Below are 11,345 nucleotides of genomic sequence, written 5' to 3'. Positions count from 1 at the left end.
AGCGGCCAATGCGGTAACGATCGGCGTCTGACCATGCGATGCTTCTGAGTAAGCGCTGGGTGGGGGAGCACTTTAGGGATTACAGGGTAGGTGAGCTCCTTCATGTTTCGGGTGGTTGGACAACGTCGGCATGAGGAAGCAGCGCTTTTTCGAACGACCTGCGAGCAGTCGCAAGCGGTGAGCGCGTGACGCGCCAGGCTCGCGTGCGTCCGGCACGGGCACAGCGGACGCGCGTCATCACCCTGCCGCAGTTGATGGCGGCTGCCGTGGAGGCCGACCCCGGCGGCCTCGCCGTCGTATTCGCCGATGCGAACCGCAGTTCCGCACGGCTGAGCTACGCCGAGTTGGATGAGCGTTCGACCCGGTTGGCCCGGCTGCTCATCGATCGTGGTGTCGGTCCGGAGGATCTGGTCGCCATTGCCATTCCGCGCTCGGTGGATTCGGTGCTCGCGGTGTGGGCGGTCGCCAAGACCGGCGCCGGATTCGTTCCGGTGGATCCGAACTATCCGGCGGAGCGGGTGGCGCATATGCTGACCGACTCCGGTGTGAGCATCGGGCTGAGTGTCAATGCGGTACGTCGTGGCCTACCCGACTACGCCGAATGGCTGGTGCTCGACGACGCCGTAACCGCGCAAGTGCTCCAGCGATATCCGGTGGACCGGGTGACCAATCAGGATCGGGTGCGGCCGCTGCACGGCGCGCATCCGGCCTACGTGATCTACACCTCGGGAACGACCGGTGTCCCGAAGGGAGTGGTCGTCACCCACCAGGGATTATCCGGCTTCTGCGATGAGCAGCGCGCCCGGTATCGGGTGACGAGTGCCGCGCGGACACTGCATTTCGCCTCGCCGTCGTTCGATGCGTCGGTGCTGGAGTTGCTGCTGGCACTGGGCGGTGCGGCCACCATGGTGGTGGTGTCGCCGACCGTCTACGGTGGTGCCGAACTGGCCGCGGTCTTGCGGCGCGAGCGGGTGACGCACGCGTTCGTGACGCCCGCGGCGCTGGCCTCGGTGGAACCCGACGGATTGGATGAGCTGCGGGTCGTGGTGACCGGCGGTGAAGCGTGTCCGCCACAGTTGGTGCGACGCTGGGTATTACCGATCGCTGGCGGATTGCTGCGCGAGTTCTTCGACGCCTACGGACCGACCGAGGCCACCGTCGCCACGAATATCACCGCGCCGATGGTGCCCTGGCAGCCGGTCACTCTCGGTCCGCCGATCCACGGCATCACCGCCTATGTGCTCAACGATCGGCTGGTGCCGGTGCCGAACCGGGTGGTCGGCGAACTGTATATCGCTGGGGCGCAGCTGGCGCGCGGTTACCTCGGCCAGCGGGCCCTCACCGCCGCCCGCTTCGTGGCCAATCCATTCGAGCCGGGCACCCGGCTCTACCGCACCGGCGATCTGGTGCGCTGGACCGCGACCGGTGAAATGGAGTATCTGGGCCGCAACGACTCCCAGGTGAAGATCCGCGGCTTCCGGATCGAACTCGCCGAAATCGACACGGTGCTCGGCTCGTCGGCGAGCGTGGATTTCGCGGTGACCGTCGGGCACGAACTCGACAGCGGGACCACCGTGCTGGCGTCCTACGTGCATCCTGCGCATGGGCACACCATCGATTCGGTGGAGTTGAAGGCGCTGGTCGGGCGGAAGTTGCCAGCGCATATGGTGCCCGCCTGCCTTACGGTGCTCGACCGGGTGCCGCTGACACCCATGGGCAAACTGGACCGCAAAGCGTTGCCGGCACCGGTTTTCGAGGCCAAGGTATTCCGCGCCCCATCGACGCCGGTCGAGGAGATCGTCGCGGGCACCTTCGGCGATGTGCTCGGCGTCGCGCGCGTCGGCCTGGATGACGACTTCTTCGAACTGGGCGGCAATTCGCTGCTCGCCACCCAGGTGACCGCGCGGCTGGATGCGGCGCTGGATACCGAGTTGGCGGTCCGCGATCTGTTCCACGCCGCGACGGTCGCCGCCTTCGCCGCGGTGGTCGAACGCACTGCCGGATCCGGCCGGGGTCGGCCGCGGCTGATCGCGGGCGAGCGACCCGAGCTGATCCCACTGTCACTGGCCCAGCAGCGGTATTGGTTCCTCAACCAGTTCGATACCGATACCTCGGCGGTGGACAATATTCCGCTCGCTGTGCGGCTCACGGGTGAGCTGGATACCCTCGCACTCGGTCTGGCGATCGGCGATGTGCTGACCCGCCACGAGGTGCTGCGCACCACCTATCCGAGCGCGGGCGGGCGGCCGCATCAGGTCGTGCATCAGGTGCCGGAGAAGCCCTTCGCGCTGGTGCCGATCGAGGTGACCGAGGACGAACTGGTACCCCGGATCGTCGAATTCGCCGTCATCACCTTCGATGTCACCATCGAGGTGCCGGTCGCGGTCGCACTGTTCCAACTAGCGCCGCGCGAGCATGTGATCGCACTGACCGTGCACCACGTGGCGGCCGACGGTGCGTCGATGGGCCCGCTCGCCCGCGATCTCGTGATCGCCTATACCGCCCGGGTGCAGGGGCAGCTGCCGCAGTGGACCGCGCTGCCGGTGCAGTACGCCGACTACGCGCTCTGGGAGCGCGCGGTACTCGGTGCCGAGGACGATCCGGAATCGCTGGCCGCGCAGCAGATCGCGTACTGGCGGACGACGCTGGCGCAGCTGCCGGACCAATTGGAGTTGCCAGCCGATCGCCCGCGCCCGCCAGCACAGTCCTTCCAGGGCAGGTCGGTGCGGTTCGAGATCTCCGCGGAACGGCATGCGCGGCTGCACGCGCTGGCACGGGCCAATCACGCCTCGCTGTTCATGGTCGTGCACGCGGCCCTGGCGGTGCTGCTGTCACGGCTGTCGGGCACCGACGATATCGCTGTGGGTACGCCCATCGCCGGTCGTGGTGAACGCGAACTCGACGATCTGATCGGAATGTTCGTCAATACCCTGGTATTCCGGACGCGGGTGCGGCCCGCCGACAGCTTCGCCGAGCTGCTCGCCGACGTCCGGGAGCGGGATCTCGAGGCCTTCGCGCACGCCGACGTGCCGTTCGAGCGCATCGTCGAGGCGCTGAACCCGGTTCGCTCGATCGCCCGCAATCCGCTGTTCCAGGTGAGCCTTTCGTTCCAGAACCTGGCCGACACCCGCTTCGAACTGCCCGGACTTTCGGTCGACGCGGTCGATTTCGATCTGCAGTTGGCCAAGACGGACCTACATATCTCGCTGGCGGACCGCTACGGTCCGGACGGTACGCCCGCCGGAATGGTGACCGACTTCGGTTATGCCACCGACCTGTTCGACGAGACCACGGTGCAGGGTTTCGCGGATCGGTTCCTGCGGGTGCTCGATGCCGTCGTCGCCGATGTTTCGGTACCGGTCGGCGAGATCGAGCTGCTCGCCGTTGACGAGAGTTCGCGGATTCTGGCGGACTGGAACAACACCGCGCATGCCATCGACCCGGTACTTCCGGGTCACTCCGCAGGCTCCGCTGCCGTCGTGTCGGGTCACTCCGCAGGCTCCGCTCCCGCCACGACCCTGGTGTCGCTCCTGGATGCGACGGTGGCGGCGGCACCGGATGCGGTGGCGCTGGTATCGGATCAGCCGGGGAGCAAGCTCACCTACGCCGAACTCGATTCTCGGGTGAATCAGCTGGCACGGTATCTGATCGAGCGTGGTGTGCGGCCGGAAGACCGGGTCGCGCTGGGTATTCGCCGATCGGTCGATCTGATCGTCGCCATGTACGCGGTGGCGAAATCCGGTGCGGCGTATGTGCCCGTCGATCCGGATCAACCCGCCGAGCGCGTCGAACACATCCTGCGGACCGCGCGACCGATCTGTCTGTTGAGCACCGTCAACGACGGATTCCGCACCGATGCGGTCGATTCCGTGACGATCGACGACCTCGACCTGTCCAGGTACCCGGACACACCGGTCACGGCGCGCGAACGCCGCTGGGCACTGCTACCCGCGAATACCGCTTACGTCATCTTCACATCGGGTTCGACCGGGCAGCCGAAGGGGGTTGCGGTCCCACACGGTGCGATCGTCAACCAGTTGCTGTGGGAGACGGCCGAGTTCGGTCTCGGTGCCGATGACGTGATGCTGCTGAAGACGGTCGCCACCTTCGACCTGTCGGTCTGGGAGTTCTGGACGGCGGCGGTGTGCGGTGGCACCTTGGTCATCGCCGCACCGGATGGCCATCGGGATCCGGCCTATCTGAACGAGTTGATGGCGCGCGAGTCGGTGACGACATTGCATGTCGTGCCATCGATACTGGACGCATTGTCGACGGGACAGCTTTCCCCATCGTTGCGGCGGGTACTGGCGATCGGTGAGACGCTGCCCGTTTCGACCGCACAGCGGTTCCGCCAGGACAACGCCGCCGCGCTGTTCAACCTCTATGGCCCGACCGAGGCGGCGGTATCGATCACCAACCATCGGGTGACCGATGCGGACACGGTATCGGTGCCGATCGGTGCCCCGGAGTGGAACAGCCGTGTCTACGTGCTGGATTCGCGTCTGCGTCCGGTGCCGGTCGGCGTATCCGGTGAGTTGTATCTGGCCGGTGCGCAATTGGCGCGCGGCTATTTCGGGCGGTCGGATCTGACGGCGGAACGGTTCGTGGCCAACCCGTTCGAATACGGCGGGCGGATGTACCGGACCGGCGATCTGGTGGCCTGGAACGAACAGGGTGAGCTGGAGTACCACGGCCGCACCGACTTCCAGGTGAAGATCCGCGGTTTCCGCATAGAACTCGGTGAGATCGAGACCGCATTACTAGCCAGGCCCGAGATCGCGCAGGCCGCGGTGCTCGTCAAATCCGATCCGCGGATCGGCGATCGGCTGGTGGCCTACCTCGTTCCGGCGACCCAGGTGGTGGTCGCCGACGTCAAGGCGGCATTGAGCTGGGTGCTGCCGTCGTACATGGTGCCCAATGCCTTCGTGACGCTGGAGTCATTGCCGCGCACCGCGAATGGCAAACTGGACCGCACCGCGCTACCCGAGCCCGAATTCGAGACCCAGGTCTTCCGCGCGCCGTCGACCCCGATCGAGGAGATCGTGGCGGGCGTCTACGGTGACGTACTCGCCGTGGAGCGCGTCGGCCGCGACGACGATTTCTTCGCCATGGGCGGTAATTCGCTGCTGGCGACGCAGGTGGCGGCGCGGATCGGTGACGCACTGGACACCAAGGTGCTGGTGCGCGCACTCTTCGAGACGCCGACCGTGGCCGGACTGGCGGCCAAGGTCGAGGGCCATATCGGTTCGGGTCGGCGGCGGCCGCTGCTGGCCGGATTGCGGCCGCAGCAGGTGCCGCTATCGCTGGCGCAGTTGCGGATGTGGTTCATCAACCAGTTCGATCCCAGCTCGGCGGCCTACCACATCCCGGTGGCGATCCGGCTCTCCGGCCAGTTGGATGTGACCGCACTCGGCCTGGCCGTAGAAGATGTGGTGACCCGGCACGAGGTGCTGCGCACCGTCTACCCGCAGACCCCCGACGGTCCGGTGCAGGAGGTGCTCGCTCCGAACGAGGTGCCGATCGATCTGGTGCCCATACCGATCACGGAAGCGGCCGCGGCGCAGGAGGTTCAGCAGGTCGTCGCGGCGGGCTTCGATGTCACCGTCGAGGTGCCGTTCCGCGCCACCCTGTTCCGGCTCGATACTGCCGCTGGCGACGGGTCGCAGGTCGCTCGAAACGACACCGATCACATCCTGGTCTTCGTCGCGCATCACATCGGCGCGGACGGCTGGTCCATGGCGCCGTTGGTCCGCGACGTCATGCTCGCCTACTCCGCCCGCAGTGCGGGTGAACCGCCCACATGGGCGCCACTGCCGGTGCAGTTCGCGGATTTCAGTGTCTGGCAACGCAATGTGCTCGGATCCGAGGACGATCCGGACAGCCTGATCTCGGTGCAGGCCGACTACTGGCGCAGCGCGCTCGCCGATCTACCCGACGAACTCGATCTGCCAACGGATCGACCACGCCCGGCGATCCGGACCTTCGCGGGCGGACGCACCGAATTCGCAATCGACCCGCAGGTGCATACCGGTTTGGCGCGGCTCGCCCGCGAACACAACGCCACCATGTTCATGGTGGTGCACGCCGCGCTGTCGGTATTCCTGGCGCGCATGTCCGGCACCGGCGATATCGCCATCGGCACACCGGTGGCCGGTCGCGGCGCTGCCGAACTCGACGACATGATCGGCATGTTCGTCAATACGCTGGTGCTGCGGCTCGAGGTACCCGGCGAGATCACCTTCGCCGACCTGCTCACCCGGGCCAAAGACACCGACCTGCACGCCTTCTCACACGCCGACCTGCCCTTCGAGCGCTTGGTCGAACTGCTGAACCCGCCGCGCTCGACGGCGCGGCATCCGCTGTTCCAGGTGTCGATGTCATATCTGAACCTGCCGACCAGCACCTTCGAACTGCCCGGATTGCGGGTGGATACCGTCGATTTCGCGGTCGACACCGCGAAATTCGATCTATCGCTGACCATGTGGGCGCCGGGTACCGCAGCGGACAGCCTGCGCGGTGAGTTCACTTTTGCACGGGATCTGTTCGACGACACCACGATCGAGCGATTCGCCGCTCGGTTCACCCGACTGCTCACCGAAATCGTCGCGCATCCGGATACCCCGGTGGGTGATCTGCCGCTGCTCGACGCGGCCGAGGAGTATGCCCTGACTCCAGTGCGGCGCGGCGAGACGCCTGCCGTCCGCCTGCTGCCGGATCTGCTGACCAGTGCCGTCGGAGTCGATCCCGAGCACGTCGCGGTGCGCTCTGCCGGTCGCTCGATCAGCTACCGCGAACTCGACGAATATTCGTCGCGGCTGGCGCGGGTGCTCATCGATCGCGGTGTCGGCCCAGAGCGTCTTGTCGCACTTGCCTTCCCGCGCTCCCTGGAGATGGTCGCGGCCTTCTGGGCGGTCGCCAAGGCCGGTGGCGCGCATGTGCCGATCGACCCGTCCTATCCGGCGGACCGGATCCGGCACATGGTGACCGACTCGGGTGTTGTCCTCGGCATCACCACCTCGACCTACTTGGAGCAGTTGCCCAACGGTTCGAGCGGAACCGATTGGCTGCAGCTCGACGATCCCGCCATCCACGCCGCGGTGGCCGGCAAGTCGGCGGCTCCGGTCACCGATGCCGACCGGCTGACGACGCTGCTGCCACAGCATCCGGCCTACCTGATCTACACCTCGGGCTCGACGGGTATCCCCAAGGGCGTCACCGTCACCCATGTCGGCGTCGGCGGCGCGGTCGAGTACGCGAGCGCCATATTCCAGATCGCCGCGCACCACCGCTTCCTGCACCTGTGCTCGCCGAGCTTCGATCCGTCGATCCTGGAGTGGCTCTGCACCTTCCACAACGGCGCGACGCTGGTGATCGCGCCGGCCACGATCCTGGGCGGACCTGAGCTGACCGCGGTGCTGCGCACCGAGCGGGTCACCCACGCGATCTTCACCCCGGCCGTACTCGGCACCGTCGACTCGGCCGGACTGGACGAGTTCCGGTTCCTGTGCTGCGGCGGCGATATCACCTCGCCGGAGCTGGTCGCCAAATGGCAGCCGGGGCGCCACTTCTTCAACGGCTACGGTCCGACCGAGGCGACCGTCGCCGCGTCGTGGAGCGAGATGATCGCCGGGCAGCGCATTACCATCGGCGCGCCGGTACCGGCAACGCCGATGCTCGTACTGGATTCGCGGTTGCGTCCGGTGCCTCCCGGCGCGGTCGGGGAACTATATCTGGCGGGCACCGCACTGGCGCGCGGCTACCACAACCGTCCGACGATGACCGCGGAGCGCTTCGTCGCCGACCCGTGGGGGCCACCCGGTACCCGGATGTATCGCACCGGCGATCTCGTGCGCTGGGTCGGCGAACCGGGAGACTGGGAGGTCGAATACGTCGGGCGCGCGGACTTCCAGCTGAAGATCCGCGGCTTCCGCATCGAACTCGGTGAGATCGACGCGGTACTCGCTGGCCACGACGACGTCGAATTCGCCGTCACCATCGGCCGGGAAACCGCGACGGGCGAAAAGATTCTCGTCGCCTACGTACTTCCGGTAATCGGACGGACCCTCGATACCGCCGAGCTCACCGAATACGCGGCGCGCAGCCTGCCGCGGCATATGGTGCCCGCGGCCGTCGTGGTCCTGGACGCGGTGCCGGTGACCCCGGTCGGCAAGATCGATCGCGCGGCCCTGCCCGAACCCGAACTGGCCCAACGCCCCTACCTCGCGCCATCGACGCCGCAGGAACGGGCCGTCGCCGAGGTATACGCCGAGGTGCTCGGCATCGACCGAGTCGGCGCCGACGACGACTTCTTCGCACTCGGTGGCAGTTCGCTGGTCGCGATGCGTGCCGTGCGCAAACTGCGCGAGCTGACCGGTATCGCGGTCCAGGTGCAGTGGTTCTTCACCGATTCCACCGTGGCGGCCCTCACCCGGCGCATCATGGCGTCCGACGAATCCGCGGACGACGACTACGGATTGAATGCCGAAGCCGCCCTCGACACGCTACTGCCGATCCGCCACGGCACCGCGGCACCGCTGTTCTGCATCCATCCGATGGCCGGATTGTCCTGGTGCTACACCGGTCTCGCCCAGTATCTGCCCGCGAACACCCCGATCTTCGGAGTGCAGTCGCCCGCACTGTCCGAACTGGATTTCCGACCGGATTCGGTGGACGCGATCGCGCGCCGCTACGTCGAGGAGATCCGTGCGGTGCAACCGGACGGGCCGTACCGGCTGCTCGGGTGGTCGCTCGGCGGTGCGCTCGCGCACGCCGTCGCGGTCGAATTGCAGTCCGCCGGTGCCGAAGTCGCATTGCTCGCCATGCTGGACAGCCGCACCGGCGGCAATATCGCCGATTTCTGGGCGGAGCTGCGCTCGGCCTTCGCCGAACTCGGCATCGGCCCGGAGCTGCTGGGCGACAGCAACATCCGCAACCTCACCGAAGAGGCCCTTGCGACCCTGTACGCCAATATCCCGCCGGAACTGGCCCTGCTGACCCCGGAACGCCTGCGCCAGAGCTACCGCGGCGCGGTGCGTTCGGTGGAGCTCGGCATCAACCATCAGCACAAGGTCTTCCACGGCACGCTCGACTTCTTCAGCGCCACCGGCCACACCGCCGAATCCCGGGCCTGGCGGCCCTATATCGACGGTGTGATCACCGAGCATCGGGTCGCCGCGCCGCACGAGCTGATGACGACTCCGGCGGCCTTCGCCGAGATCGGACCGGTCATCGCGGCATTGCTCGCGCCGCAGTCCCGGCTTCCGGTCGAGGACGACGTCGAGCCCGCAGTGGAGTCGATCGAGGAATTGGTCGACAATGCCACGGCGGCAACCGGAGCCGAGGCGTTCCTCGATGCGCCCGCGCCGGTCGAAGCCGAGCATCGACCACCGGTCGGCATCGACTCGGCGGCGTCGGTCGGCCGTGAGTACGCGGGGTCGGTCGAGCGTGCGGCTGCAAGGTCGGTCGGCCACGAGTACGCCGGGTCGATCGAGCGTGAGTCTGCGGGGTCGATCGAGCGTGAGTCTGCGGGGTCGGTCGAGCGTGAGTCTGCGGCGTCGGTCGGCCACGAGTCTGCGGGGACGGTCGGCCGTGAGTACGCGGGGTCGGTCGGCGACGAGTCTGCGGGGACGGTCGGCCGTGAGTACGCGGGGTCGGTCGGCGACGAGTACGCAGGATCGGTCGATAGCCCGACCGCATACGAGTACGAGCACCCGACATCGGTCTACGAATACCCGACATCGATCCTTGTCCCGGTACAGGTCGACGCACCAGCACCAGTTGACGTCTCAGCACCGGTCCATGACCCGACCTCGATCGATGACCTGCCCCCCACGGTCGAGGCTCCGGCACTGGCCTTCGGCGACGAATCCGAACCCGCCTACCAGGCCCCCGAGGTCGACCGGACCCAGCACGTCGCATTTTCGGTCGACGCGACGGCACATGCTGACCCGATCGAACTCGCGGTCCCACACCGCCCGACGGAACCCGACGACGCGCCCATCCCGCTGTCGCTGACCCCGAATGCCGTGCGGCTGTTGGACTCCGGAGCCGAACTGCGCGTTGTCACCATCGATATCCCGCCCAACTTCTCACCGGAGGCGGTGCAATTCGCCGTCGATACGGTCCTCGAGCAGCATCCGATGCTGTGGGTTCGCCTGCACCGCGACGACGACGGCAGCCATCCGGTCTTCCAGATTCCGGCCGAGGCCGAGCGACTCGACGAGGCCTTCCTCAGTCTCGAGTACACCATCGACCAAACCCCACCGTCGATCGATGACGTGGTGCGGGCCGTCGCCACCGAACTGGACCCGGCGCATGGCCGCAATATCCGCTTCGTCCTGGTCGGCGGCCCAGAGGTGCCCTCGACCATGGTCGTGGTCGCCAACGGCCTGGTGGTGGACGACACCTCGTGGCGCACCATCATCGACAAGCTGTCGCTGGCCTGGTCGCGCGGCAGGCACCGGACACCCGCCGTGCCCGAGGCCGGGCTGGCCGATCTGCTCGGTGTGCTGTCGGAGCGGGCGAGCGGCCCGGCCGCTATCGAGGAGGTGGCGTGGTGGCACCACACATTGAGCGTGGTCCCCGCGGTGACGGCCGGTGCCACCGGCAAGAATCTGCGGTCGCGTCGTCGCGTATCGCTGACCATCACCACCGAGGGCACCGCGGCCATCGTCTCGGCGGCCGCCGCGCACGGCGCGAGCGTCGATGAGGTGCTGCTGACCGCCGTTGCCATCGCGCGGACCACCTCCGCAGGCGAAACCGTGACCGACGCCATCGGTCCAGTGGTCCGCCTGCTCGCCGACAGCCGGGGGATGGCCGAGACCGATACCCTCGTCGGCGCGTTCACCACCGACTACCCGCTCCCGCTCGGGCTGGAGGGCATCGATATCGAGGAGGCGCTGATCGGTGGCCGCGCCGCGGGTATCGCGATTCAGCAGATCAAGCGGCTCACCAGTGCGGTGCCGTCCTATGGCGTCGGTTACGGGTTGCTGCGCTATCTGAATCCCGATACCGCCGCCGCGCTGGCCGCGCTGCCCTCCGGCCGGTTCGCGCTGCGCTATCGGGATCTGCGCCCGGCGCGTGTGCACACCGACGCACCGGTCGCCGATCTGCTGCTCGATATCACCGCCGATGCCACGGCGGACGGTCTGCTCGTTCGCTTCGACTACGCGGCCGAGGTGTTCGGTGGGGACGAGGTCAAGACCTTCGCCGAACACTGGATCCGAGCGCTCGGCGGACTGGCCGAACACGGTCAGCAGGTACGCGTCCGATGACGTCGGTCGCAGCCTCGGAACCGATGGCGACCATAATCACATTCCGGCTGTTCAGGCATGGTCGAGCAACAT

Annotated in this window: 1 protein-coding gene; it reads left to right on the top strand. The window is 67.3% G+C overall.

All coding sequences use genetic code 11. From position 1 onward, the window contains the following. Positions 1-185 precede the first annotated feature (185 nt). Positions 186-11,273, top strand: a complete 11,088-nt coding sequence (locus tag ACQP1G_RS42150) for an amino acid adenylation domain-containing protein (protein ID WP_433195704.1) — start codon at positions 186-188, stop codon at positions 11,271-11,273. The last annotated feature ends 72 nt before the right edge of the window (positions 11,274-11,345 follow it).

The sequence above is a fragment of the Nocardia sp. CA-107356 genome, assembly GCF_050946365.1.
GTDB lineage: Bacteria > Actinomycetota > Actinomycetes > Mycobacteriales > Mycobacteriaceae > Nocardia.
Note: the sequence above shows the minus strand (reverse complement) of the source record. Positions and strands in the feature narration are given on the sequence as shown.